This window comes from Hymenobacter frigidus (assembly GCF_014640435.1).
Taxonomy (GTDB): domain Bacteria; phylum Bacteroidota; class Bacteroidia; order Cytophagales; family Hymenobacteraceae; genus Hymenobacter; species Hymenobacter frigidus.
In genome coordinates this window covers 206,222-231,014 of record NZ_BMGY01000002.1, presented here as the reverse complement: position 1 = coordinate 231,014, position 24,793 = coordinate 206,222, and the positions used below count along the sequence as shown (strand labels likewise).

At 64.6% G+C, this 24,793-nt stretch carries 23 protein-coding genes and 2 riboswitches; of the genes, 14 read left to right on the top strand and 9 right to left on the bottom strand.

Features of this window, described 5'->3' with window-relative positions:
* Positions 1 to 74 precede the first annotated feature (74 nt).
* Both thiC and thiS read right to left on the bottom strand, forming a co-directional pair.
* Entirely contained in the window at positions 75 to 1,949 is a 1,875-nt protein-coding gene (gene thiC, locus IEW17_RS02010; protein WP_188560330.1) for a phosphomethylpyrimidine synthase ThiC, read from the bottom strand.
* 44 nt (positions 1,950 to 1,993) lie between these two features.
* The gene (gene thiS, locus IEW17_RS02005) at positions 1,994 to 2,197 is read right to left on the bottom strand and encodes a sulfur carrier protein ThiS (RefSeq protein ID WP_188560329.1); all 204 of its coding nucleotides are present in this window, start codon (positions 2,195 to 2,197) and stop codon (positions 1,994 to 1,996) included.
* Positions 2,198 to 2,281: 84 nt separating this feature from the next.
* Positions 2,282 to 2,379: riboswitch (TPP riboswitch) on the bottom strand.
* A 467-nt stretch (positions 2,380 to 2,846) separates the two neighbouring features.
* Between thiS and IEW17_RS02000 the strand changes: the two genes are divergently transcribed.
* Genes IEW17_RS02000 through cbiB form a run of 3 tightly spaced genes read left to right on the top strand, consistent with a single transcriptional unit; the run spans position 2,847 to position 6,316 of the window.
* A complete protein-coding gene (locus IEW17_RS02000) occupies positions 2,847 to 4,334 on the top strand; it encodes a cobyric acid synthase (protein WP_188560328.1) in 1,488 nt (495 codons plus the stop codon).
* A gap of 9 nt (positions 4,335 to 4,343) precedes the next feature.
* Positions 4,344 to 5,372, top strand: a complete 1,029-nt coding sequence (locus tag IEW17_RS01995; protein WP_188560327.1) for a pyridoxal phosphate-dependent aminotransferase — start codon at positions 4,344 to 4,346, stop codon at positions 5,370 to 5,372.
* Positions 5,351 to 6,316, top strand: coding sequence for an adenosylcobinamide-phosphate synthase CbiB (cbiB, locus tag IEW17_RS01990; RefSeq protein ID WP_188560326.1), 966 nt, complete (start codon positions 5,351 to 5,353; stop codon positions 6,314 to 6,316). The genes IEW17_RS01995 and cbiB overlap by 22 nt, the downstream gene beginning before the upstream one ends.
* On the opposite strand, the gene IEW17_RS01985 is transcribed toward cbiB, so the two are convergent.
* A complete protein-coding gene (locus IEW17_RS01985) occupies positions 6,261 to 6,662 on the bottom strand; it encodes a type 1 glutamine amidotransferase family protein (protein WP_188560325.1) in 402 nt (133 codons plus the stop codon). The genes cbiB and IEW17_RS01985 overlap by 56 nt on opposite strands.
* A gap of 91 nt (positions 6,663 to 6,753) precedes the next feature.
* On the opposite strand from IEW17_RS01985, the gene IEW17_RS01980 reads away from it, so the two are divergent.
* The 10 genes from IEW17_RS01980 (at position 6,754) to IEW17_RS01935 (ending at position 14,979) form a co-directional block, all read left to right on the top strand.
* Entirely contained in the window at positions 6,754 to 7,290 is a 537-nt protein-coding gene (locus tag IEW17_RS01980; protein WP_188560324.1) for an AAA family ATPase, read from the top strand.
* A 39-nt stretch (positions 7,291 to 7,329) separates the two neighbouring features.
* Positions 7,330 to 7,532, top strand: a riboswitch (cobalamin riboswitch).
* Between the two features lie 30 nt (positions 7,533 to 7,562).
* Positions 7,563 to 8,783 (top strand): ABC transporter substrate-binding protein, encoded by a 1,221-nt coding sequence (locus IEW17_RS01975; protein WP_229748749.1) that lies wholly within the window; start codon positions 7,563 to 7,565, stop codon positions 8,781 to 8,783.
* Positions 8,780 to 9,871, top strand: a complete 1,092-nt coding sequence (locus tag IEW17_RS01970) for a FecCD family ABC transporter permease (protein WP_188560323.1) — start codon at positions 8,780 to 8,782, stop codon at positions 9,869 to 9,871. Before IEW17_RS01975 ends, IEW17_RS01970 begins: the two co-directional genes overlap by 4 nt.
* Complete coding sequence (locus tag IEW17_RS01965; protein WP_229748747.1) at positions 9,871 to 10,944, top strand: ABC transporter ATP-binding protein; 1,074 nt, start codon at positions 9,871 to 9,873, stop codon at positions 10,942 to 10,944. The genes IEW17_RS01970 and IEW17_RS01965 overlap by 1 nt, the downstream gene beginning before the upstream one ends.
* Before the next feature lie 48 nt (positions 10,945 to 10,992).
* Positions 10,993 to 11,319, top strand: coding sequence for a hypothetical protein (locus IEW17_RS01960; RefSeq protein WP_188560322.1), 327 nt, complete (start codon positions 10,993 to 10,995; stop codon positions 11,317 to 11,319).
* A 71-nt stretch (positions 11,320 to 11,390) separates the two neighbouring features.
* The gene (locus IEW17_RS01955; RefSeq protein WP_188560321.1) at positions 11,391 to 11,894 is read left to right on the top strand and encodes a bifunctional adenosylcobinamide kinase/adenosylcobinamide-phosphate guanylyltransferase; all 504 of its coding nucleotides are present in this window, start codon (positions 11,391 to 11,393) and stop codon (positions 11,892 to 11,894) included.
* A gap of 37 nt (positions 11,895 to 11,931) precedes the next feature.
* Positions 11,932 to 12,540, top strand: coding sequence for a cob(I)yrinic acid a,c-diamide adenosyltransferase (locus tag IEW17_RS01950; protein WP_188560320.1), 609 nt, complete (start codon positions 11,932 to 11,934; stop codon positions 12,538 to 12,540).
* Complete coding sequence (gene cobT, locus IEW17_RS01945; RefSeq protein WP_188560319.1) at positions 12,537 to 13,610, top strand: nicotinate-nucleotide--dimethylbenzimidazole phosphoribosyltransferase; 1,074 nt, start codon at positions 12,537 to 12,539, stop codon at positions 13,608 to 13,610. The genes IEW17_RS01950 and cobT overlap by 4 nt, the downstream gene beginning before the upstream one ends.
* 14 nt (positions 13,611 to 13,624) lie before the next feature.
* Complete coding sequence (locus IEW17_RS01940) at positions 13,625 to 14,419, top strand: adenosylcobinamide-GDP ribazoletransferase (protein WP_188560318.1); 795 nt, start codon at positions 13,625 to 13,627, stop codon at positions 14,417 to 14,419.
* Positions 14,404 to 14,979, top strand: a complete 576-nt coding sequence (locus IEW17_RS01935) for a histidine phosphatase family protein (protein WP_188560317.1) — start codon at positions 14,404 to 14,406, stop codon at positions 14,977 to 14,979. The genes IEW17_RS01940 and IEW17_RS01935 overlap by 16 nt, the downstream gene beginning before the upstream one ends.
* Here the strand turns inward: IEW17_RS01935 and IEW17_RS01930 are convergent.
* Positions 14,963 to 15,214 (bottom strand): hypothetical protein, encoded by a 252-nt coding sequence (locus IEW17_RS01930; protein WP_188560316.1) that lies wholly within the window; start codon positions 15,212 to 15,214, stop codon positions 14,963 to 14,965. The genes IEW17_RS01935 and IEW17_RS01930 overlap by 17 nt on opposite strands.
* Positions 15,215 to 15,561: 347 nt before the next feature.
* Between IEW17_RS01930 and IEW17_RS01925 the strand changes: the two genes are divergently transcribed.
* On the top strand, positions 15,562 to 20,331 hold the full coding sequence (locus IEW17_RS01925) for a beta strand repeat-containing protein (RefSeq protein WP_188560315.1): 4,770 nt from the start codon (positions 15,562 to 15,564) through the stop codon (positions 20,329 to 20,331).
* 421 nt (positions 20,332 to 20,752) lie between these two features.
* Here the strand turns inward: IEW17_RS01925 and IEW17_RS01920 are convergent, their stop codons facing one another.
* The 5 genes from IEW17_RS01920 to trxB form a co-directional block, all read right to left on the bottom strand.
* Positions 20,753 to 21,211 (bottom strand): RES family NAD+ phosphorylase, encoded by a 459-nt coding sequence (locus IEW17_RS01920; RefSeq protein WP_188560314.1) that lies wholly within the window; start codon positions 21,209 to 21,211, stop codon positions 20,753 to 20,755.
* A 12-nt stretch (positions 21,212 to 21,223) separates the two neighbouring features.
* The gene (locus IEW17_RS01915; protein ID WP_188560313.1) at positions 21,224 to 21,664 is read right to left on the bottom strand and encodes an Xre family toxin-antitoxin system antitoxin; all 441 of its coding nucleotides are present in this window, start codon (positions 21,662 to 21,664) and stop codon (positions 21,224 to 21,226) included.
* A 125-nt stretch (positions 21,665 to 21,789) separates the two neighbouring features.
* Positions 21,790 to 22,509 (bottom strand): bacillithiol biosynthesis deacetylase BshB1, encoded by a 720-nt coding sequence (gene bshB1, locus IEW17_RS01910; protein ID WP_188560312.1) that lies wholly within the window; start codon positions 22,507 to 22,509, stop codon positions 21,790 to 21,792.
* Between the two features lie 84 nt (positions 22,510 to 22,593).
* Positions 22,594 to 23,724, bottom strand: a complete 1,131-nt coding sequence (locus IEW17_RS21310; RefSeq protein WP_308420582.1) for a peptidoglycan DD-metalloendopeptidase family protein — start codon at positions 23,722 to 23,724, stop codon at positions 22,594 to 22,596.
* 117 nt (positions 23,725 to 23,841) lie between these two features.
* Positions 23,842 to 24,777 carry a thioredoxin-disulfide reductase gene (trxB, locus tag IEW17_RS01900; RefSeq protein WP_188560311.1) on the bottom strand — a complete coding sequence of 312 codons (936 nt, stop codon included), beginning with the start codon at positions 24,775 to 24,777 and terminating at the stop codon, positions 23,842 to 23,844.
* Between the last annotated feature and the right edge of the window lie 16 nt (positions 24,778 to 24,793).

Genomic DNA, 24,793 nt, shown 5'->3' with positions numbered 1-24,793 from the left:
ATGCCTGGATTGCAATAGTTAACATTCGCAGAACCCTGAAGTTCTGCTAACTCAAACAGCTTCTTAAGAAGGCGCTACAGATAAAGCTCGCTGCCTTTGTTCACGAACTCGCGCGACTTCTCAGCCATGCCGCTCGCCAACGCTTCGCTGGCCGTGAGGTCCTGCTTGGCGGCGTAGTCGCGCACTTCATGCGTGATTTTCATCGAGCAGAAATGTGGGCCGCACATCGAGCAGAAGTGGGCTACTTTGGCACCCTCGGCGGGCAGCGTTTCGTCGTGGTACTCGCGGGCGGTGTCGGGGTCGAGGCTGAGGTTGAACTGGTCTTCCCAGCGGAACTCGAACCGGGCTTTGCTCAGGGCGTTGTCGCGGTACTGCGCTCCCGGGTGGCCTTTGGCCAAATCGGCGGCGTGGGCCGCGATTTTGTAGGCAATCACCCCATCCTTTACATCCTGCTTGTTGGGCAGGCCCAAGTGCTCCTTGGGTGTCACGTAGCAGAGCATGGCCGTGCCAAACCAGCCAATCATGGCCGCGCCGATGGCCGAAGTAATATGGTCGTAGCCGGGCGCGATGTCCGTCGTCAGCGGCCCCAGCGTGTAGAACGGCGCTTCGTGGCACTCCTTCAGCTGCTTGTCCATGTTCTCCTTGATGAGGTGCATGGGCACGTGGCCGGGGCCCTCAATCATTACCTGCACGTCGTGCTGCCAAGCAATTTTGGTGAGCTGGCCCAGGGTTTCCAGCTCGGCAAACTGGGCCTCGTCGTTGGCATCGGCGATGGAGCCGGGGCGCAGGCCGTCGCCCAGCGAGAAGGCCACGTCGTAGGCCTTCATGATTTCGCAGATTTCCTCAAAGTGCGTGTAGAGGAAGCTCTCCTGGTGGTGCGCCAGGCACCACTTGGCCATGATAGAGCCGCCGCGTGATACAATGCCGGTCACGCGCTTGGCCGTCATCGGCACGTAGCGCAGCAGCACCCCGGCGTGGATGGTGAAGTAGTCGACGCCCTGCTCGGCTTGCTCAATGAGCGTGTCGCGGAACAGCTCCCAGGTCAGGTCCTCGGCCTTGCCATTCACCTTTTCCAGCGCCTGGTAGAGGGGCACCGTGCCCACCGGCACCGGGCAGTTGCGGATAATCCATTCGCGGGTTTCGTGAATGTTCTTGCCCGTGCTCAAATCCATCAGCGTATCGCCGCCCCAGCGGCAGCTCCACACGGCCTTATCCACCTCTTCTTCAATCGAAGAAGTGACGGCCGAGTTGCCGATGTTGGTGTTGATTTTCACCAGAAAGTTGCGCCCGATAATCATCGGCTCGCTCTCGGGGTGGTTGATGTTGGAGGGAATGACGGCACGGCCGGCCGCCACTTCCGAGCGCACGAACTCCGGCGTGATGGCGCCCTGCGGCGTATTGGCCCCGAAGCTGTGGCCGCGGTGCTGGGCGCGCAGCGGGTCGTCGGCCGCCAGCTCGTCCATCCGCTGATTCTCGCGGATGGCGATATACTCCATCTCGGGCGTGACAATGCCCTTTTTGGCGTAGTGCATCTGGCTCACGTTGCAGCCCGGTCGGGCGCGCAACGGGGCGGCAATGTGCTCGAAGCGCAGGTGGTCGAGGCGGGCGTCAGCGGCGCGCTGCTGGCCGTACTCGGAGGTAGTGCCGGGCAGCTGCTCCACGTCGCCGCGCTCCAGAATCCAACTGGCGCGCAGGCGGGGCAGGCCTTTTTTCAAGTCAATGGCCACGTCGGGGTCGGTGTAGGGCCCACTGGTATCGTACACCGTCACGGGTGGGTTCTGCTCCGACGGAAAGCCAAAATCGAACTTGCGCTCGGTATCGGCCAGCCCGATTTCGCGCATCGCCACCCGCACCTGCGGGAAAAGCTGGCCGGGCACGTAGATTTTGCGGGAGCCGGTCAGCGGCTGGCGTTCCACCAGGGTTTGCTGCGGGGCGTGGTCTTTTTTCATGAAGCAGGAAGAAAATACAGACAGATAGAAGCTATTGGCGCGGCCTACCCTCCCTGGGTAGCGCGAATCAGCGTGAGCCGGTCGTTGGGCTGAAGCGGGTGGGCATCCCACTCGGCGCGGGGCACCACCGTATCGTTCACGGCCACGGCCAGGCCATGGGGACTGGTGAGGTCGAGACGAGCCAAGGCTGCGGCGATGGTGCAGGAGGCCGCCACTTCCTGCGGCGCGTTATTGACATAGTAGACCATGCAACTAAGAAGTAGTTAGGCGTGAATCAAACCATAAACAATAGGCAGCGCGCACGACGAAGGCGGCCCGCGGGCTCGCCTCGTGTACTTTCTGGTACTTTTCCCTTCGCAGGTATCAGCCTGATGCAGGTTCCAAGGGTATCATCTCAGTCCGGACCAGCCGGACACCCCTAAAGTTTATGGGGCAAACATACGGGGTAAAAAGCAAAGTGACAACGACCCGGACACCGGACTTTAATCGGCGCTTAGCGGTGCTCGCCGGAGGCAAACGCTTGCGGGTACGTCGCGGTAGCCTGACATCATTTTCGCTCCGCGCAAGGTGAAAATCGGACTCCCCTCAACCGTACTTGCTGCTAGAAATTGGTTTACCCCGGAGGCCTTGCAGCGGCTGTTAATGACCGCGCATCGCGCTCCGAGTGTGGGCGACACGCCAGCCTTTGCCTGCGCGATGCGGGGGTCTTCTGCCCGCGCCCGCTGTGGGGAATGGAAGGCTGCGGCACCTGCCACGAGTTGGCCGGCCTGGTGGTCGAAAACGCCTGGGCCGCCGGGCCGCCGACTACCAAATAAGCCGAATACCTGGGCCATAGGCCGGTTTTAGAAAGCGGGCAACCTATTTTTGCGTTTTCATCCCTCGCTCCTTCCGTATTTTATGCTTCGCCCCATCATGTTTGTCGGCACCGCGTCCGACGTGGGCAAAAGCGTCATCACGGCGGGTTTTTGCCGCATTTTCCGGCAGGACGGGCACCAGCCGGCGCCTTTCAAGGCCCAGAACATGTCGTTGAACAGCTACGCCACGCCCGAGGGGCTGGAAATTGGGCGGGCCCAGGCCGTGCAGGCCGAGGCGGCGGGCATCGCCTGCCACGTCGACATGAACCCCGTGCTGCTCAAGCCCACCTCCGACCTGGCCTCGCAGGTGGTGCTCAACGGCCGGCCCATCGGCACGCAGTCGGCCTACGAATACTTCCGCGAAAACGACCGCCACGAACTGTTCGTGGCCGCTACACAGGCCTACGACCGGCTGGCGGCCCGGTACTCGCCCGTCGTGCTGGAGGGCGCCGGCAGCATTTCGGAGCTGAACCTGAAGCGGCGTGACATCACCAACCTGCGCATGGCCCGGCACGCCGGGGCCGCCACGTATTTGATTGCCGACATTGACCGCGGCGGCGTGTTCGGCAGTGTGTTCGGCACGCTAGCCCTGCTGGAGCCCGATGAAAAAGCGTGCATCAAGGGCATCATCATCAATAAATTCCGGGGCGATGCGCGGCTGTTCGAGGATGGCCGGCAGCAGCTCGCCGAGCTCACCGGCGTGCCCGTGGTGGGCGTGCTGCCCTTCTTCCGCGACATTTTTGTGGAGGAAGAGGACTCCGTGGCGCTGGCCCACAAGCAGCGCCGGGCCGGGCCGGCCGGCCGCGTGCGCGTGGCCGTGGTGCTGCTGGGCCGCCTGTCCAACTTCACCGACTTCGACGCCCTGGCTCACGACCCCCGGGCCGACCTGTTCTTCACCCGCGACGCGGCCGAAATCGGCGCGGCCGACGTCATCATCCTGCCCGGCAGCAAAAACACCATTGCCGACCTGCTGGCGCTCACCAACAGCGGGCTGTCGGCGGCCATCGTGCAGGCCTACCGGGCCGGCAAAACCGTGGTGGGCATCTGCGGGGGCTACCAGATGCTGGGCCGCTCCGTGGAAGACCCCGACGGCGTGGAAGGTCCCGTGCCCGCCGCCATCGGCCTGGGGCTGCTGCCCGTTCGCACGGTGCTGCAAGGCGAAAAAACCACCCGGCAGCGCCAATTCACCTTTCTGGGCGGTGCGGCGGCCGACTGCCGGGGCTACGAAATTCACATGGGTCAGACCACCGTTGATGGTCCAGCGCAGCCCGTAGCTACCCTCACCGACGGCACGCCCGCGGGCTCCCCGGACGGCTACTACGCCGGCCCGCGCTGCTGGGGCACCTACCTGCACGGCATCCTCGACAATGCGGCAGTCATCGACGCCCTGCTGGCACCCTATACCCCACAGAAGACCGCCGCGCCGCTTGATTTCACCGCGTTCAAGAACGAGCAGTACGACCGGCTGGCCGCCCACATCCGCGCCAACGTGGACGTGGCGCAGATTTACGCGGCCCTGCAACTCCCCTAACTTTCTCTTATGCTGCACGGACACGGCGACGACGGCTACCAACACGCCCACCACATTGTGGCTGATTTCAGCACCAACGTGTGGTACGGCGGCGAGCCGACGGGCCTGAAAGACTACGTATTCAGTCAGTGGGCCACCGTGAACCGCTACCCCGAGGTACTGACCGAGAGCCTGGCCGAACGAGTGGCCCGGCAGCACAACCTACTGCCCGGCCAGGTGCTGATGAGCAGCGGCACCACCGAGAGCATCTACCTCGTGGCGCAGGCCTGGGCCGGGCGGCGCACCACCATCGTCACGCCGGCCTTTGCCGAGTACGAGGACGCGGCCCGGCTGCACGGGCACCAAATAACCTTTTTGGCCTGGGAGCAGCTGGCCCAACCCCAGCCCCTGGCGGCAGATGTGGTGTTCATCTGCAACCCCAACAACCCCACCGGCAGCGTATTGCGCGAGTCCGCATTGGTGGCGCTGCTGGCCGGCAACCCCGGCACCATGTTCGTGCTCGACGAAGCCTTTATTGAATTCACCACCAGCATCGCCACCGCTCGGCCGCTGTTGGCTCGGTTCGACAACCTGCTGCTGCTACGCTCCCTGACCAAGGCCTACGCCATTCCCGGCCTGCGGCTGGGCTACGTGCTGGCTTCAGAGCGCCTCATTGCCCAGCTCACCCAAGGCAAAGCCCCCTGGACGGTGAATGCCCTGGCGGCCGCCGCGGGTCATTTTCTCTTTGAGCACTTCGACGCCGTGCAGCCCCCCACCGCGCTGCTGCTGGCCGACCGCGCCGCCTTCACCGCGCAGCTCTCGGAGAACGAAGGCCTGGAAATCATGCCAAGCCATACGCACTACTTTGTGGGGGCCCTGCGCCGCGGCACCGCCGCCGAGCTCAAGCGCTGGCTGCTGGCCCAACACGGCCTGCTGATTCGGGACGCCGCTAATTTCCGGGGTCTTACGCCCGCGCACTTCCGACTGTGCACCCGCCCGCCCGCCGACAACCAACTGCTCATTAATGCCCTGCGCGAATGGACCGATTTACCCGCTTAGCCGTCCCGTTGGCCCTGGGCTACGCCTTCGACCTGCTGCTGGCCGACCCCGAAAACTGGCCGCACCCCGTGCGCACCTACGGGGCGCTGATTACGGCCGGCGAGCGGCACCTGAACGACGGGCCGCACCGTTTTGCCAAGGGCACCCTGCTGGCCGGTGGCCTGGTAGGCGGGGCATTTGGCGTTTTTGCCCTGCTGGATAACGCCCTGCGCCGCCTGCCCGCCGGGGTAGCGGTGGCCGCCAACAGCGCGTGGGTATTCTACGGTCTGGCCAATACGGGCCTGGTGCGCGAGGGCCGGGCGGTATTCGAGGTGCTGGAACGGGACGGCGTGGAAGCCGGCCGCCGCCAGCTGGCCCGCATCGTGGGCCGCGACACCACGCAGCTCGACGCCCAGCAAATCCGCACCGCCGTGCTCGAGAGCCTGGCCGAAAACCTGAGCGATGGCGTGGTGGCCCCGCTGTGCTACTACGCCCTGGCCGGCGTGCCGGGCCTGATGGCCTACAAAATGGTGAACACCCTCGACTCGATGGTGGGCTACCGCAGCCCGCGCTACGAGCAGTTCGGCAAGTTTGCCGCCCGCCTCGATGACGTAGCCAACCTGTTGCCGGCCCGGCTCACGGCCGGGCTGCTAGCGCTGCTGGGCGGCAGCGGGCGCGGCTTTCGGTTTATTCTCCAATACGGCCCCCAGCACAAAAGCCCCAACGCCGGCTATCCCGAAGCGGCGCTGGCCGGCGTGCTCAATTGCCGCTTCGGCGGCCCCAACTACTACCACGGCCAACTCGTGCCCAAGCCCTTCATCGGTGACAACCCCCGCCCGCTTGGGCACCACGAAATCAACCGCGTAGCCCGGCTCAATCACGCGGTGTGCGCCGTGGTAGTGGCGGGGATTACGGGGCTATTGTGGTGGCAGAACCGCCGCCGCCGCCCGCAATTAGGTGCCTAATAAACCCCGCATCTTCGCCCCAGTACAGGTGCACGCAGGAAGCCCACACGTTGCCCTGGCGATGTAGCTGCGCCGGCACGGCCACACCTTTGGCACTCGTGATATTCGCTGGTTCAAGGCTTATGCCCAGGCAGATGCAAAAATAATCCGTGCCAGCAAACAGGACCGCATCGGCCTGGAGGCTGAAGTAAGTGACCTTGCCGAGCGCGGCCGGGACCGGCGGATTCTGGTGGTACGTGAAAGCAAATACCGCGTCGCGAGCCTCGGCAATGCGGCACCGGCCGGGACGACTAATGGCCGGCGCGGCGCGCAGAAACCCAGGCTTTGAGTTGGATGAGGCAGGCACAGGGGCAGAAGCAACGGCGTGAGTATCGGCGCAATAAACCGTAGTTTTGAGCTGGCGCGGCCGGGAAATTCGGCGGCCTGGTTTCCACAACATGCCGCTTTACGTGATTTCAGGGGGGCCGGGGGCCGGCAAAACTACGCTGCTGGCGGCCTTGCGCCGGGCCGGTTTCGCAGGCGTCGCCGAGGTATCGCGCCGGCTCATTCGCGAGCAGGTGGCCTTGGGCACGAGCCGGGTGCCGTGGCAGGACTTAAGCGGTTTTGCCGAGCTGGCCCTAGCCCGGATGGTGGCCCAGCACCGGCGGGCGGCGCGGCGCGGCGGGGTCACATTCTTCGACCGGGGCATCCCCGATATCCTGGCTTACTTGGAAGTGGCGGGCCTGCCCGTGCCGCCCGCCTACCGCGCCGCGGCCCATGCGCACCCCTACCAGAACCCGGTGTTGCTGGCCCCGCCCTGGCCGGAAATCTACGTGAACGACGCCGAGCGCTGGCAGACGTTTTCCGAAGCCGAAACGCTGTACCACGCCCTGCGCGACACCTACCAGGGCCTGGGCTACGAGGTGCGGGAACTGCCCCTGGCGGCGGTCGCCGCACGGGTAGACTTCGTGCGGGCTGCGGTGCAGTTGCCATGAATTTCCGGTCCCAGCAGCCGGAATCTTGCTTTTTGGGCTACCTTTGGCGCAGTAAATGGTAGTCGTTTCCGCGGTGCGGGGCGACTTTAAAAGGGAATCCGGTGTGAATCCGGGACAGTCTCCGCTGCTGTAACCCCCTCCAACAACCAGTCGATACCTGGTGCCACTGTTCCCTTGGGGGAATGGGAAGGCCGTCGGCCGGTGGGGGAAGTCAGAAGACCTGCCGCTTGCTTCATACAGTCACAGCTTTCGGCAGAAAGGCTCGTCGTACCATGCCCAACCCCCCGCTTCCCCCCGGCCGTGCCGGCGGTGCTCCCTTGTTTTTTCTGGTCGGTCGCGCCTTCGCGCTCCTCGGCTTGCTGCTGGCTAGTGCCGGGCCGGGCCTTGCTCAGCGCCCAGCGCCCGCAGCCTCCGCGCCCACAACCAGCGCGCCACTGCTGCGCGGCCGCACCACGGTCAGCTTCGCCAAAGGCTTCACCATTGCCTACGCCGGCCGCTGCAAGGTACTCACCATCCTTAGCCCGTTCGAGCAGAAAACCACGGCCACGCGCTACCTGCTGGTGCCCCGGGGCACGGCCCGCCCTCCCGGCTACGCCGACGCGCTGCTGGTGGAAACGCCGATTCGCACCTTGGTGGGCCTCTCGTCCATGCACGTGGCCCTGACCGACTTTCTCGGAGCTGATGACATCCTGGTGGGCTTGGGCAGCCTCAAGTACGCTTCCGCCCCGCGGGTACGGCAGCGCATCGCGGCAGGCCAGATACTGGAAGTGGGCCAGGGCAAGGAGCTTAACAACGAACAGCTCATCACCCAGCACCCCGATTTGGTGATGGCCACCGGCTGGCCCGGCGAGAGCCTGACCCGGTTTCAGACGCTGGCCGCCGCTGGCATCCCGGTCATGATTAATTCGGAATGGGTGGAAACCACGCCCCTGGGCCGGGCCGAGTGGGTGAAGGTGCTGGCCGTGCTGCTCAACAAGGAAGACCTGGTGAACCAGAAGTTCGGCCAGGTGGTGCGCGACTACCAGCGCCTGGCCGCCCTGGGCCGCAAGGCCACCCGGCGGCCCCGCGTGGTGGTGGGCCTGCCCTTCAAAGACGTGTGGCACGTGCCCGATGCCGACAGCTATCTGGCCCAGTTTCTGCGCGACGCCGGCACTACCTACGCCTGGGACAAGGTTAAGTCGCCGCAGGGCAGCCTGGCGCTTTCCTTCGAGACGGTGGCCCCGGTGGCCCTCACCGCCGAGTACTGGCTGCAAACCGGCTCGGCAAATTCCAAGGCTGAAATCACGGCCCAGGACGCACGGTACGCCGCTTTCGGGCCGTATAAAACCGGCCGCCTCTATAACAACAACCGCCGCACCAACGCCCAGGGCTCCAACGATTACTGGGAGTCGGGCGCGGTGCGGCCCGACCGGGTGCTGGCCGACCTGATTAAGATTCTGCACCCCGAGCTGCTACCTACCTGGCAGCTCTACTACTACCAGCTGCTGCGATGAGCACGGCCTTTCTGACGGCTGCGCCCGCCGTGGCTCCGGTCGTGCGCCGGTCGCGCACGGCGGGGCTGCTGCTGGCCCTGCTGGGGCTGGTGGCCCTGGCTTTCGTACTCGACATTGCTTTGGGGCCGGTGCGAATTCCGCTGCCGGCCGTGGTGCGGATTCTGCTCGGGCAGCCCACCGACACGCCGGCCTGGGTCTTTATCGTGCAACAAATCCGGCTGCCCAAGGCCCTGACCGCCCTGGCAGTGGGCAGCGGCCTGGCCGTGAGTGGCCTACAGATGCAGACGCTGTTTCGCAACCCGCTGGCCGGCCCATCAGCGCTGGGCCTCACGGCGGGCGCCGCGCTGGGCGTGGCCGCCGTGATGATGGCCGGCGGCAGTGTGGTGGGTAGCTACGCCATCCGGACGCTGGGATTGGGGGGCAGCTGGGGGCTGGTGCTGGCCGCCACAACCGGCGCGGCCCTGGTGATGGGCCTGGTGCTGGTGCTCTCGGCGCGGGTGCGCGACAACGTGGTGCTGCTCATCGTGGGGTTGATGATTGCCAGCGTAACGGGGGCCATCGTCAGCCTGTGGCAATACTTCAGCGCCCCGGAGCAAATTCAGGAGTACCTGCTCTGGACGTTTGGCTCGGTGGGCGGCGTAACGGGCCGCCAGCTGGCGGTGCTGGCGACCGTGGTGGCCGTGGGGCTGGGACTGGCCTTTGCCTCGGCCAAGCCCCTGAACGCTCTGCTGCTGGGCGAGAACTACGCCCGCAGCATGGGGCTGTCGGTGGGCCGGTCGCGCACGCTCATTATTGCCAGCACCAGCCTGTTGGCCGGGGCCATCACGGCATTTTGCGGACCCATCGGATTTGTGGGACTGGCCGTGCCGCACCTGGTGCGGGCGCTGCTGCGCACTGCCGACCACCGCGTGCTGCTGCCCGGCTCCTGCCTGGCGGGCGCGGCCCTCACGCTGGGCTGCGACTGCCTGGCTCAACTGCCCGGCAGCCAGACTGCATTACCCCTGAGCGTGGTAACCTCGCTGCTGGGGGCACCGGTGGTGCTGTGGGTGGTGCTGCGCCGCTCAAACATCCGCTCATCTTTTTCCTGATGCCGACTTCTACGCCGATGCCCGAGCCCATGCCGCTGCTGACCGCCGACGACCTGACGGTGGGCTATTTTGTGAACCGGAAAACGCCCCGCCCGGTGGCCGGCCCCCTGCACCTGACCCTGCGGCCCGGCGAGCTGGTGTGCCTGCTGGGCCCCAACGGGGCCGGTAAGTCAACCCTGCTGCGCACGCTGGCCGGCCTGCAGCCCCCGCTCAGCGGCCGGCTGGAGCTGGGCGGCGTGTCTCTGGCCCGGATGAACCCCGCCGAGCGTGCCCGCCAGCTCAGCATCGTGCTCACCGACCGCGTCGACGTGGGCAACCTCACCGTGCGGGAGCTGGTGAGCCTGGGCCGCCACCCCCACACCGGCTGGCTGGGTACTCTCTCGGCCCACGACGACGCCCAGGTGCAAGCGGCCCTGGCTGCCACCGACACCGCCGGCCTGGCCCACCGGCCGGTGGGCGAGCTCAGCGACGGCGAGCGGCAAAAGGTGCTGGTGGCCCGCGCCGTGGCCCAGGACACGCCGGTGGTCTTGCTCGACGAGCCCACCGCCCACCTCGACCTGCCCAACCGGGTGGCCCTCATGCGCCTGCTGCACCGCCTGGCCCGCCAGACCGGCAAGGCCATTCTGCTCTCGACCCACGAACTGGACTTGGCTCTGCAGGCCGCCGACCAGGTGTGGCTGCTGCCAGCCGATGGGTCCCTACGCACCGGCACCCCCGAGGACCTGGTGCTGAGCGGCACGTTCGCAGCCGCCTTTGCACGCGAAGGGCTGGCCTTCGACCCGACTTCGGGCACGTTTGCCCTGCACGCCCCCACGGGACCGGCGATGCAGGTGGTGGGCGCGGGCGCGGCCGCCTTCTGGACCCGCCGGGCGCTGGAGCGCGAAGGCTTTGTGCCAACTACGGAATGCGCCGACTGGCGCGTGACCGTGCCCGATGGCCCGGGGCTGGGCCACTGGACCAGCCAATTGATGGGGGACCAACCGGCTGGCCCGCACGAGAGCATCGCGGCCCTGCTGCAGGCTTTGCGCCAACTACCCCACAACCACCCGGCCGGCGCTGCGGCCAGCCACTGATTCCTCTTGCATTTTCTGTTACCTGATTTTCTGCTCTTTAGATTAATCATGAAAGAACACGCTACTCCCCGTCGTCGCCAGGCTTTCGGCTTTGAAGCCAAACTGTCGGGCACGATGCTGCTGGCCGGGGCCGGCCACGGTGCCCAGGCCCAGGTGCCCGTCGAAACACTCCGCTGCCCAGTAACTCCGGCCCTCACCGATACACTTCGGTACCAGCGCCTTCCCGATGTAGTGGTGACGGCCAACCGCACGGCCACCGAGCGCCACACCTTATCGGTACTGGCCAACAACCTGACCGACGAAAACTACTACGAGAAGCGGGGCTACAACCTGCCAGGCCGCAACCTGACCGGCCGCTACACCATAAACTTTTAGGCTAATCGTGACCGGCCCGGCCGCGCCGGCCGCAGTCGGGTCGTTTTTAATAACTGCTAAATTTCCAGCCTGTGCTTACTTACATCTCCGGCGGGCAGCGCTCGGGCAAAAGCCGCTACGCCCAGGACCTGGCCCTCCAGCTTAGCCCCACCCCGGTCTACCTCGCTACCTCACGGGCCTGGGACGACGACCACCGCCAGCGCATTGCCCGGCACGTAGCCGACCGCGACGCCCGCTGGACCACCCTGGAAGAAGAAAAGTACCTAAGCCGCCTCGACCTGGGCGGCCGCACCGTGGTCCTGGACTGCGTGACGCTGTGGCTCACGAACTTCTTCGCCGACGCCGAATACGATGTGGACACGGCCTTACAGCAAGCCAAAGCTGAGTTCGACCTGCTCCGGCAGCAGGACTGCACCTTGCTGGTCATCTCCAACGAGTTGGGCATGGGCCTGCACGCTACTACCGAAGCCGGCCGTAAGTTCACGGATTTGCAGGGCTGGCTGAACCAGCACATTGCCCAGCGGGCCGACCGCGCCATTTTCATGGTATCGGGCCTGCCGCTGGTGGTAAAATAACTGTTTAAGAACTGTTGGTTAAACCCCTTATTACCCCATGAAAATCTATACCAAAAAAGGTGACGCTGGCACCACGGGCCTCTTCGGCGGCTCGCGCGTGCCCAAAGACGACGTGCGCGTGGAGTGCATGGGCGACCTCGACGAGGCCAACTCCACGCTGGGGTTGCTGCGCGTGAAGCTCGGCGCGGACCACGCCTGGCAGCCACGACTCCACACCATCCAGAAGGACCTGATGGACATGATGTCGCACCTGGCCCGGCCCTCGGATGCCAAGAAAATCAATACCAACCCCATGCCGGCCGACGGCGCGCAGCAGTGCGAGGAGTGGATTGACGAGCTGGAAGGCCAAATGAAAACGGCTTCCGACTACTTCCTGCTGCCCGGCGGCAACGAAGTGTCGGCCCTGTGCCACGTAGTGCGCACCCAAATGCGCCGCGGCGAGCGCCGCCTGGTGAGTCTGATGGCCACCGACGCGGTAAACCCCATCATCCCGGCCTACATCAACCGCCTCTCGGACCTGTTTTTCACCCTGGCCCGTGCCGAGATGGACAAGGCCGGCGTGGCCGAAGAAAAATGGCAGCTATTTCTCTACAAGCGCTTTAAGCGCGCCGAGGACACCCCCCAACCCGAACAGCCTGCCGCATGAATTCCTGGAATATCACCCCGCCCGATGCCGCGCTGAGCGCCGCCATCCAGCACAAAATTGACACCAAAACCAAGCCTCTGGGCGCCCTGGGCCAACTCGAAGCCCTGGCCCACCAAATCGCGCTGGTGCAGCAGACCCTGCGGCCGGCGCTGCACCGGCCGCACGTGCTGGTGTTTGCCGCCGACCACGGCATTGCCCAGGCCGGCGTGAGCCAGTACCCGCCCGAAGTGACCCACCAGATGGTGCGCAACTTCGCGAGCGGCGGGGCGGCCATCAACGTGTTCTGCCACCAGAACGGCTTGGGCCTGACCATTGTCGATGCCGGCGTGCGGGGCTCTTTTGCTGACCTGCCCACCGTGCGCGACGAGAAAATCGCCGAAGGCACCCGCAACTTCGCCCACGAGCCGGCCATGACCGCCGCCCAATGTACCGACGCCCTGCAGCGCGGCGCCCGCCTGGCCGACGAGCTGCACGCCAGCGGCTGCAACGTGCTGGGAGTGGGCGAGATGGGCATCGGCAACACATCCGCGGCCGCCGTGCTCATGCACCAACTCACCGGCCATGCCCTGGTGGATTGCGTGGGCCGCGGCACCGGCCTCGACGCGGCCGGCCTGGCCCACAAGCTCGATACGCTGACGCGCGCCGTGGCAGCCCACTCCACCGTAGGAACCGCCCCGCTGGCCGTACTGGCCACCTTCGGCGGCTTCGAAATCGCGCAGATGTGCGGGGCCCTGCTGCGCGCCGCCGAGCACCGCATGCTGCTGCTCATTGACGGCTTTATTGCTTCGGCGGCGCTGTTGGTGGCCGCCCGGCTGGCCCCGGCGGTGCTGGGCTACTGCGTATTCTGCCACGAGTCGGACGAGCAGGGTCATCGCCGGCTGCTGGCTGAGCTAGGCGGCCGGCCGCTGCTGCGCCTGGGCCTGCGCCTGGGCGAGGGCACGGGTTGCGCGCTGGCCTACCCCTTGGTGCGGGCCGCAGCGGGCTTTTTGAATGAGATGGCGTCTTTCGAAAGCGCCGGCGTCAGCGACGATTCCGGCTCCCAAGCAGTTCGTCCCACACAAACGAATTGAGAAACCGGCCGCTTATGGATTCCTGGCCCCGCCATCACTTGCGCCTGCTGCTGCTCGCGGTGCAGTTTTATACCCGGCTGCCGGTGCCGGCCTGGGTGGGGTATTCGGATGCGCTGCTCAACAAGGCCACCAGCTACTTTCCCCTCATCGGCTGGCTGGTGGGCGCGGTGGCAGCGGCCGTGTACGCGGGTGGGCGCCTGCTGCGGCTGGGCGACGACGTGGCCCTGCTGCTGAGCATGGGAGCCAGCATCCTGCTCACCGGGGCATTCCACGAAGACGGGTTCGCCGACGTGTGCGACGGCTTTGGCGGCGGCTGGACCAAGCTCAAAATCCTGGAAATCATGAAAGACAGCCGCCTGGGCACCTACGGCGTCACCGGGCTGACCTTGCTGCTGAGCCTGAAGTTCCTGGTGCTGCGCGGGCTGCCTCCCCCGTTGGTGGGCCCGGCCCTGCTGCTGGCTCACCCGCTGAGCCGGGCCACGGCCCTGGCCTGCATCTTCACCCACAGCTACGCCCGCGAAAACGAGGACAGCAAGGCCAAGCCCGTAGCCAAGAAAATCAGCCGCGCCGAGCTGGGCACTGGGCTGCTGTTGGGCAGCCTGCCCCTGCTGCTCTACGCCAACTGGCAGCAGCGCCCGGCCGTGCTGCTAGTGCTGCTCCCGCTGGCGGCCGTCAGAAGCGGCCTGGCCCGCTACTTTCAGCGCTGGATTGGGGGCTACACCGGCGACTGCCTCGGGGCCATTCAGCAAGTGGCCGAGGTGGTCGTGTACTTATTCTTACTGCTCGGAATCGCATGGAAATTTATCTGATTCGCCACACCGCCGTGGCCGCCACTGGCCTCTGCTACGGCCACTACGACGTGCCCCTGGCCGACACCTTTGCCGCGGAAGTGGTGGCGCTGCGGGCCAAGCTCCCGCCCGCGCCGCCGCAGGGCTACCACACCTATAGCAGTCCGGCGGCGCGGTGCCAGGCGCTGGCCGCCGAGTTTGCCTCCGTTGTTACGCCCGATGAGCGCCTGCGCGAGATGCACTTCGGCGCGTGGGAAAACCGCGCCTGGAATGACCTGTCGCCCGCCGAAACCGCACCGTGGATGGCCGACTACGTGACGCTGGCCCCGCCCGGCGGCGAAACATTCGGGGCCGTGCAGCTGCGGGCGGCGGCTTTCCTGGCCGAGCTGGCGGACGGCGGCGCAGCCGGGGGGCCGGGCCCCGTGCTGGTATTCAGCCACGGCGGCACCATTCGGGCGCTGGTGGCCAATTGCCTGGAAATACCCTTGCGCAACGCCTTTCAGCTGCGCATCGACTTTGCCTCCATCACCAAAATCCAACGCCAGCACGGACGCTGGAACCTGCTCACGCTAAACAGTTGAGCCGGGCCAGGTGCTGGCCAGTCGGGTGCGCCCCGCTCATGCGGTGGACGGAGCCGCGGCCATTGCTTTCTGGGACGAGGTAACCGCCACGCACGAACTGCTGGGAGCCGTCCAGGTCGTTTTCATGGACAGTTTCTTTCACGGTGTTTTCCGCCAGCAGCTGGCCCAACGCTACGGCATCCGGGTCGAGAAACCAGCGCGCGTACCGGTGCGGAAAACCAATTTCTGCATCCACGCCCGGCGCTGAATTATCGAGCGCACGTTTGCGTGACTCGACATGAACCGGCGCTTGTCCAAAGAATACGACCGGATGTTGCGTCATGCAAATACCTGGATTGCAGTAGTTAACATCCGCAGAACCCTGAATTTCTGCGAACTCAAACAGCTTCTTAGGAATGTCTTGTTCATGTTCGCATCATGTTGGGCCGCTACTCTTGTGCCCTGGTCCTGATACTGATGGCTGCTCCGCGCTGAGTATTTTCAAGCATGGGGGCAGTCCCGGCTTAAGCTCTTTGGTTCAGGCCCTGTCTGTGTACTTACCGCATTCGTTCAGACCAAGCTTCTCACTTTCTCTTTCTTTTTATGACTACACTCCTACGTATGAACCGCCCGCTGAAGGGCTGGTCCCGCCCAATGGCCTGGCTCTGGCTGGTGGCCGCCTGCTGGCTGCCCGGACAGGTCCTGGCGCAGTCGCCGGGGCCGGATGGGGGCACACTGAGCCCGGCTACCAGCACGGTGTGCGCGGGTTTTAACTCCGGCACGCTCACGCTCACGGGCTATACCGGCTCCATCCTGAGGTACCAGACCAACAGCGGCAACGGCTACGTGGACGTGGCCGGCACGGCCCCGACCTATACCTTTTCCAACCTGACCCAAACCACCAGCTTCCGGGCCGTGGTGCAGAACGGGGCCAACGCCCCGGTGACCTCCACCGTGGCTACGGTGACGGTGAACCAGCCGCCCACGGCCACCATCAACTCGCAGGGCCCGACGCGGTTTTGCCAGCAAGGCACCATTTACCTGGTGGCGGGCCCGAGCGGCAACTACACTTACCAGTTTCTGCGCAACGGCATCAACATCGTTGGGGCCACGAACCAGGTGTACACGGCCACCGTCACCAACAGCGCCAGCTATTCGGTGCGGGTGACCGATGCGGCGGGCTGCTCGGCGGTTTCCGCTTCCATACAGATTCAAGTGCAGCCGCAGAACGTGGTGAACCTGAACACGAACATGCCCACGACTTTTTGCCAGGGCGGCTCGGTGCTGCTCACGGCCAACGTAACTGGCAACGGCGCAGCCAATTACACCTATCAGTTTTTGAAGAACGGCAACCAGATTCCCGGCGCCACCGCCTCAACCTACTCGGCCACGACGAGTGGCACCTACACCGTGGTGGTCAACAACCCGGCTACCTGCTCGGCCACGTCCAACGCCGTCACCGTCACGGTGACTCAGCCCACCGTGGCCACGCTCAGCTACCCAGCCGCCAGCTACTGCCAGAGCGGCGCCACCAACCCCACGGCCACGGTCACGCCCACGGGCGGCACCTTCTCGACCACCACGGGCCTGAGTTTGAACACCAACACGGGCACAATTAACCTGGCGCAGAGCCAGCCCGGCACGTATAGCGTGGTCTACACCAGCGGGGGCAGCTGCCCCGGCACCGCCGCGGCCAACATCACCATTACGGCCGCGCCTACGGCGGACTTTAGCTACGTGGGCGGCAGCCGCTGCGCCGGCACGGCGGGCACCCTCACGCCCACGGCCGCCACCGGGGCCACAACCGGCACCTACTCGGCCAGTCCCGCGGGCCTGAGTTTGAACGCCAGCACCGGAGCCATCGACTTGGTCCAGAGCCAACCCGGCACTTACACCGTGACTAACACCGTGGCGGCTGCTAATGGCTGCGCGGCCGTTTCGGCCACTACCTCCGTGGTGCTCACGGCGCAGCCCGTGGCCACGCTCGCGGCCGGCGGGGCCACCACGTTCTGCCAGGGCGGCAGCGTCGTGCTCACCGCCAGCGGCGGGGCTACTGGCGCCACCTATCAGTTCCTGAACAACGGCCAGCCCATCAGCGGCGCGACCAGCAGCACCTACACGGCCACGGCCAGCGGCAACTACACGGCCGTTGTTGCCAACCCCGGCGGCTGCACGGCTACCTCCAACGCCATCGGCGTAGTGGTGAACCCGCAAACCACGGCTACCTTCTCCTACAGCGCGGCGGCTTTCTGCCAGAACAGCGGCACCCCACCCACGCCCGCCATCACGGGAACCCCGGGCGGTACGTTCACGGCTACTCCTTCGGGCCTGAGCCTGAGCAGCAGCACCGGCGCGGTGGACCTGACGGCCAGCACGGCCGGCACCTACAGCGTGACTTACAGCGTGGGAGGGGGTTGCCCCAGCAGCACGGCGGTAAGTCTGACCATTGAAGCGGCTCCGGCAGCCGCCCTCGCGGCCAGTGGCCCCACCACGTTCTGCCAGGGCGGCAGCGTAATCTTCACGGCCACGGGCGGAGCCGTCGGCGCTACCTACCAGTTCCTGAACGGTGGCCAGCCCATCAGCGGCGCGACCAGCAGCACCTACACGGCCACGGCCAACGGCAGCTACGGTGTGGTTATTACCAGCGCCGGTGGCTGCGTGGGTACTTCCACCGCCACTTTGGTGACGGTAAACCCGCAAACCACGGCTACCTTCTCCTATAGCGCGTCGGCTTTCTGCCAGAACAGCGGCACCTCACCCACGCCTACCATTACGGGCACTACGGGCGGCGCTTTCTCGTCGGCTCCCGTGGGCCTGAGCGGCGATGCCAGCACCGGCACCATCAACCTGGCAGCCAGCACGCCGGGCACTTATACCGTAACGTATAGCGTGGGCGGCCCCTGCCCGAGCACCGGCACGGCCACCGTGACCATCACGGCTCCGGCCGTGGCCACGTTCAGCTACGGCGCCGCCACGTACTGCGTGGGCGGCACCACCCCCACGCCGACGCTGGCCAGCGGCGCCTCAGCTGGCATGTTCACCTCGACAGCGGGCCTGGTGCTCAATGCCGGTACCGGAGCTATTGACCTGGCCCAAAGCCAGCCGGGTACTTACACCGTGACCAACACCGTGGCCGCTGCGGGCGGCTGCCCAAGTGCTACGGCCACGGCGCAGGTTAACATCGGCACCGTGCCAGTGGCCAGCCTGGCCGCCAGCGGGCCAACGACTTTTTGCCAGGGCGGCGCCGTCACCCTCACCGCCAATGGCGGGGGGGCGGGCAGCACCTACCAGTTTTTGAACAACGGCCAAGCCATCAGCGGGGCTACCAATGCCACGTTCGTGGCCTCGGCCAGCGGCTCCTACAGCGTGGTCATCACCAACGCGGGCGCTTGCTCGGCTACGGCGGCGGCCGTGCCGGTTACGGTCAACCCCATTGCTACGCCTACAATCAGCTACGCGGCGAGCAGCTTCTGCCAGGGCGCGGGCACGGCCAGCCCCACGGTATCTATTAGCGGCGGCAGCTTTTCGGCTTCGGGTACGGGGCTGAGCCTTAACCCCGCCACGGGCGTACTGAACCTGAGCCAAAGCCAACCCGGCACCTACACCGTCACTTATGTGGGCGGCAGCCCTTGCCCGGGCAGCAGCACGGCCTCGGTTACTATCACGGCTACGCCGAATGCCACCTTTGCTTACGCGGGGGGCACTACGTTCTGCCCCACGGCGGCCAATCCCATGCCCACGGTTTCGGGGGCGGCCGGCGGCACGTTCTCCGCCCCGGCGGGTTTGGTTATCGACCCGGCTACCGGCACGATTAACCTGCAAACCAGCACGGCCGGGACTTATGCGGTAACCTACAGCGTGGGCGGTACCTGCCCGGCCAGCAGCACCGTGAACGTAACCATTACGACGGCCCCCGTGGCCACCTTCTCCTACAGCAGCGCCACGGGCTACTGTGCTGGCGCAGCCACGGCGGCTCTGCCCACGTTCTCGGGCGGCGGCAGCGCGGGCACCTTCAGTGCGGCCCCCGCCGGGCTGAGCCTGAACGCGGCGACGGGCGCCATTGATTTGAGCTTGAGCCAGCCCGGCACGTACACCGTGACCAATACCATCGCCGCTTCGGGGGCTTGCGCGGCCGTATCGGCCACGGCCTCGGTGACGGTGAATACCGCGCCGGTGGCCAGCCTCGTGGCCGGTGGCCCTATTACTTTCTGCGCCGGTGGTTCGGTGGTGCTCACGGCACCAAGCGGCAACGGCCTCCTCTACCAGTTCCTACTCAACGGGCAACCCATCGGCGGGGCCACCGCAGCCAGCTACTCCGCCACCACGGCGGGCAGCTACGCCGTGACGGTGACCAGCGCCAGCGGCTGCGCTACCACTTCGGTGGCCACCACGGTCACGGTGAATCCGACCACCACGGCCACCTTCGCGTATCCGGCGGCCAGCTTCTGCCGCAGCAATTCGCTGATGACGACGCCCACGGTGACGGGAACGGCGGGCGGTACGTTTGCGGCCCCAAGCGGACTGAGCCTGAACGCGAGCACGGGCGCCATTGCCCCGAGCGCGAGCACGGCCGGTATCTACACGGTGACCTACAGCCTGGGCGGCCCCTGCCCGAGCACGGGCACGGCCAGCGTGACCATCACGGCCCCGGCCGTGGCTACGTTTAGCTATGCCAACAGCAGCTACTGTGCCACCGGAACAGCGGCCGCTATGTTGGCCACGGGCAGCGCAGCGGGCACGTTCACGTCCACTACTGGTCTGAGCGTGAACGCCGCGACGGGAGCCATCAACCTGACGGCTTCAACGCCGGGAACCTACACCGTGACCAATACGGTGGCCGCTAGCGGCGGCTGCGCGGCGACTTCGGCCACGGCCCCGCTCACCATCAACGCGCTGCCGGCACAGCCCACGCTCACGGCCAGCGGGGCGCTGCTCACGGCCTCGGCCGCGCCGGGCGCCACGTACCAGTTCTACCTGAACGGGGTGGTAATTGCCGGCGCTACGAACGCAACCTACACCGCCACGCAGAACGGCAGCTACACCGTGGTGGTGACCAACGCCACGGGCTGCGCCTCGCTGCCTTCCGCTCCGGTGTCGACGGTGGTGACGGCAGCCCGTGCCGGCCTGTCCGCCGCCGAGCTGACGGTGTACCCGAACCCCACCACCGGCCGCCTCACGGTGACGCTGAGCGGCAGTCACTCCCGGGCCCAGCTAGTGGTGTACAACGCTTTGGGCCAGGAAATGCTGACCGGCACGATGGCCGCCAGCGCAACCACGTGTGAGCTGGATTTGACCACGCTCGCTACCGGCGTGTATGTGCTGAAAGTGACCAGCACCGAGGGAAGCGTAGCGCATCGCTTGGTGCGGCAGTAAGCCGGTTACCCCCGTCCACGACACGCTATTCTAAGCAAAAGAGCCGCTCCGACAACTGTCGGAGCGGCTCTTTTACGTCCGGGCGAGCCGGTGTTCGGCTTGGGTGCAGATGGGGGATGATTTTAGGCATTTTTACAACCAGAGGTTTTTCCTCCAAAAGGCCTTCTTATAGCAGCGGGTAAATAAACTGCCGGTGGTCCGAAGCTTGGTGATTTCGGTATTGCACTCAATTTATGCCGTGTAGATATCCGTCCTTCCCGCCATCCTGACGTGTTTTTAAGCTGAATTAATTAACAAGCGAAAAATCAGACATCACTCAGTTTTGAACCACCGCCAAAGAGTTGTACAGCATAGCTGGGATTAAATATAGCGAAGATGCCTATCCACGATATGAGAATCCGACTTAATCAAAGCACATTAATCAAAAACCGTCCTGCTTAATCCGCGAGTCAAATTCAAAATCCTCCCGCCCAACAATCCGCATCTGCCCGAAATCCGGGTGGCGGGTGTTGAGCACGTAGTTGTGCTCGTGGGCGATGATGGAGGACGGCACCCGCAGCACCGCCGCCGTTTGACGCTGGTACCACGCGGTACCCAAAGGCTGGCAGCGAGCATAATGGCGCGGCAGTTGCCAGTCGGGGGGCATCTGGTCCAGGGTTAGCTCTTCGATGAGCAAAGCATCCGGTACGTTGATGCGGATGACTTTGAAGAGGCTGTTGAGCCCTTCGCCGCTGCGGTGCACCACGTTTTCGAGGCAGGCCAGGGCGCGGCTGCCGGCAGCGTAGATGACCAGCTGGCCGCGCAGATTCCAGCGTCCGGGGTTGCCGGACGCGACTAGCTCGCTGGCGTACTTGGCCAGGCAGATGCGGTAGATTTCCACGCAGGAACGAGCTTAGGCAAAGTCGCCGTGGCCAATACGGTCAACCTCGTCGGCCACCAGGTCGATGCCACCACTGGTTTCGAGCAGGGCCAACGGTGGCTGGTTGTCGAGGCCGTAGGCGGGCTTGTCGAGCCACCGCCGGAAGGCGGGCACGTTACCAAACACTTCTTCGCCCTGCCGGGCCAGCGCGAGCAGTTTCAGTACCTGCTCGCTGGCGGCGGGGCCGAGGCGCTTCTTGCTTTCCCGGTAGGTGCGCAGCGTTTTGGTAGTGGTGTGAAGTAAGTCAGCCAGTTCATCGGCGCTGAATTGCAGTAGCGCGGCCACATCGAAAGCAGTTTTGGCCAGCACGCCGGTGCGGGCTTCCATCACCAGTGCGAAGGAATCGGCCACGGTGGCCTGCAGCCCCAGCAAAGCAGGCGAGTAAACGGCGGAAGGATAAGCAGCGGCTGTCATAAGAATGAGCAAAGAATGCAGACCCAAAGGTGGGAATATTTTCCGTGGTAACGGGAAAAACTTCCGTTTGGTTTCTGCCAGGCTGTGCTGCTGCTGCTGAACACCGCCTACTATCAGCTTATCCCCTACAGCAAGTCACCCACTTCGCGCACGCCCACTGGCCGCGCCACCGTAAAGCCCTCGCCAAACTCGACGCCGATGATGTGGCCGAACTCCCGGGCCCGCGCTTCCATGAAATGGGCAAAAGTCTGGCTTGACAAATACGTTTGCGGCTCCGTGCTTTCGGGGTCAAAAAACTGGGTTTTGAACGCCTGAATGGCCTCCCACTTCTTGGCCCAGTAAGGTGTGATATCCACCACAAAAGCAGGCGGCAATTGTCGGTCCTGAATGTAGTGATACACGTTTTTGGGCCGCCAGGCAGCCTGCGGCAGGCCATCATCCCCTAAAGTCTCAATCATGCGCAGGCCCGCCAGGAAGCAGGCATCCGAAGCCAACTGAGCGGCGCGGCCGTGGTCAGGATGCCGGTCGTGAATGGCGTTGCAAAGCACCACATCGGGCTGATAGCGGCGAATAGCAGCGATAAGCGGCAGCTGGTGCTCCCGCTCGTTGCGAAAAAAGCCATCGGGCAGGCCCAGATTTTCGCGCACCTCGATACCGAGGATTTTATTGGAAGCAGCCGCCTCGGCGGCCCGGGTGGCCGGGGTACCACGGGTGCCCAATTCGCCTCGCGTAAAATCGACAATGCCCACGGTCTTGCCTACCGCCATGGCAGCCAGCAGCGTGCCGGTGCACGACATTTCTACGTCGTCAGGGTGAGCGCCCAGCGCCAGAATATCCAGTTTCATTATCGGTTTACTTAAAACGTTGGAAAACAAAAAAGAACGTCACGCTGCATGCAGCATGACGTTCTTTTTGGGCCTGGAATAGCCCTACTTAATGCGTAGCTTTTTGCCGGGTTGCAGCGTTTTCGCGCCCGGGTTCAACTTTTTGAGGGTGCTTACGCGCACCCCATACTTTTCGGCTACCTCCGAAAGCGTATCGCCCGAGCGCACCTTGTGCGTCACCATCTGCCGGGCGCGGGATGGCGAACCACTCCGGCCACGACTTCCGCTGCTGCGGCTGCGCCCCACGGCCCGGCTGTAATAGTTGAAGAGCTGCGAAGTAATGGTGAAGTTGTCGTGCCGCAGCTTGTAGCCGGGGAAATCATACATCAGGGTCGGGTTGATGGGGTTGCCCTGGTAGCGCACCTCAAAGTGCAGGTGCGAGCCCGTGCTGCGCCCCGTGCTGCCGCCATAGCCAATGAGCTGCCCCGCCTTCACAAAGGTACCCACCGGCACCAAGGCCTTGCTCATATGGCCGTAAATCGTTTCCAGGCCGTTGTAGTGGCGCACCAGAATGTAGTTGCCGTAGCCGCCACCGTCCCAGGCATTGATACGCACCACGCCATCGTACACGGTGCGCACCGAGTCGCCGGTTTCCAGGTCCAGGTCCATGCCGTAGTGCCAGCGGTAGCCCCGGAAGGCAAAACCCGAAGTAATGGGCGTCGACACCAACGGCATTTTGGCGTAGCGCTGCCGGGGCGGGTCGATAAGGTGCAGCTTCAGCGAGTCGCGGTAGCTGCGGCCGTCCACTCGGTACGGGTTCACGGTGTGCGTGTCCCAGATGGAATAGTAGCCGGCCACTTTCACCCACGAGGAGTCAATCAACACCTCTTCCGACATCTCCACAATCTCCTGCCCGCCGAGGTTGAGCGTCGACGTGTCCTCGCTGACGATGCTGAGCTTTTTGGCCGGGTTAAAGAAGATGGATTTTGCCGCGTCGGAATTATCGTCGGGCAATTCCTCGGTTTCGATGACCGTGGTGGTATCGGGGCGCACATAGCGCATCTTCGGCGTTTTAATGCGGAAGAAGTCTGATTTGCCGGTGGTGCTGCCGGCCTTCGCCTTCGGGCGTGGGGTCTTGCGGCGCTGCGCCAAGGCTGGATTCAGCCCGGCCAGCAGTAGCACGAGCGCCAGCAATAGCAGCGCTGACCGCCAGTAAGTTGTTTTCAGAAAAATCAAAAGCAAACAGGAAAAGGCCGTAACCGGGGCTTATACACGCCCCGGCCCGTGCCGTTCAGTCTAATACATCGGTGTGCAGAAAGGCCAGGCCTTCCCCAACACGCTGCAAATGGCAATTTAGTGTGCGCCAAGCGCGGCCAGATAGCGCTCGGCATCCAGCGCGGCCATGCAGCCCGTGCCGGCGGCCGTCACGGCTTGGCGGTAGGTAAAGTCCTGCACATCGCCGCATGCGAAAATGCCGTCCAGGTTGGTCTTGCTGGTACCGGGCAGGGTTTTCAGATAGCCTTGCTCGTCGTGGTGCAGGTAGGGCTGAAAAATCTTGGAATTTGGCTCGTGGCCAATGGCAATAAAGAAGCCGGTCAGCGCAATTTCGCGGGTTTCATGCGTCAATATGTTTTTTACGCGTACGCCTTCCACGACGTGCTCGCCCAGAATCTCATCGGTCACGGTGTTGAACAGCACCTCAATCTTGGGGTTGTCCAGCACGCGCTGCTGCATGATTTTCGAGGCTTTCATCTCGCTTTTGCGCACAATCATGGTCACCTTGCTGCACATGTTGGCCAGGTACGTGGCTTCCTCCGCCGCCGTGTCGCCGGCCCCCACAATGGCGACCTCCTGACCTCGGTAGAAGAAACCGTCGCACACCGCGCAGGCCGAAACGCCCGAACCATTCAGCCGGGCTTCCGAGGGAATACCCAGCCACTTGGCCGAGGCACCGGTAGCAATGATTACGGTATCAGCCGTCAGCTCCAACGACTCATCGATGGTGACTTTACGCGGATGTACCGAGAAATCCACCGCCGTGGCAATGCCGTAGCGGATGTCGGTACCGAAACGGCTGGCCTGCTTTTTCAGGTCTTCCATCATCTGCGGGCCGTTCACGCCGTCGGCGTAGCCGGGAAAATTCTCCACGTCATTCGTAATGGTGAGCTGCCCGCCGGGCTGCAAACCCATGTACATAACAGGCACCATGTTGGCGCGGGCGGCGTAGATGGCGGCGGTGTATCCGGCCGGGCCGGAGCCGATAATCAGGCATTTGATGTGTTCAGACATTTTGTGTGCTATGGCG